Source organism: Psychrobacter sp. FME13 (assembly GCF_014861395.1).
Taxonomy (GTDB): domain Bacteria; phylum Pseudomonadota; class Gammaproteobacteria; order Pseudomonadales; family Moraxellaceae; genus Psychrobacter.
The window spans coordinates 1-865 of sequence record NZ_RRYV01000341.1 but is presented as its reverse complement, the minus strand read 5'-3'; the positions used below and the strand labels follow the sequence as shown (position 1 = coordinate 865).

Genomic DNA, 865 nt, shown 5'->3' with positions numbered 1-865 from the left:
CCAGTCGTACCAAAAGAACTCATTGGCAAAGTCGATCCTAAGACACAGAAAAAAATACAGCAGGGGCGCGGATTATGTTCAAACAGTGAATGGCTCAAAAACACCCGCAAACAATGGGCGGATATTCTCAATGAACGACTGGCACAAAAGGGCGTTCAGCCAGTGACGCACAAGAGCTACAAGGATTTAGGTTTAAATTTCAAACCTACCAAACATTTAGGGAAAAATGCCAGTATCGCAGAGCGTATGGGCGTTCAAACATATTTAGGAAAACATAATGAATCAATCAATAGACATAACCGCTCCCACCTTAAGTCTACAGCAGGCGACCTTGCTGATAGCGCAAAACAAGGAATTGAGCGAAGCAAACGACGCATTAGTGACAGCGGACAAAACATTGAATGGACAGATGCAGAAACTAGCTGGGCGGCTGGATCAATTAGAGAGCTCAATCGAAGAGTTGCTGACAGCAAACAGTGCATTGAGGACGGAAAACAATGTATTGAGAACAGAAAACGAGACGTTACATGGGCAGTTAGAGCAAATGAAGAGCTCAACAAAGTCCATAGCTTTAACTCAACAAACATTAAATGGGCAGTTAGAGGAACTGAACGATTCCATAAAACTATCAACTCAACAGAACAACAGACAGCAAGCACTGTTGAACAAGAAAGACGAGTTAATCGCCTCATTACAGAACGCACTGGAGCAAACAGCTCAGCAAAACCCAACCCCTTCGATGACGCAGCACGACGAGCAAGAGCTACTAGAATTAGTGAACAGGAAGGACGATTTGATCGACGAACAGAACAGTTCGATAGAGACATTGCACGAAACCGTTCAGCAGATGCGAGAACAGCTGAGG

The 865-nt window shown here is 44.3% G+C and carries 1 protein-coding gene; it reads left to right on the top strand.

The genetic code is table 11. The features are described 5' to 3' along the window. The coding region (locus EI164_RS16485) for a MobA/MobL family protein (RefSeq protein WP_192521044.1) at nucleotides 1-865 on the top strand (865 nt) is incomplete at both ends.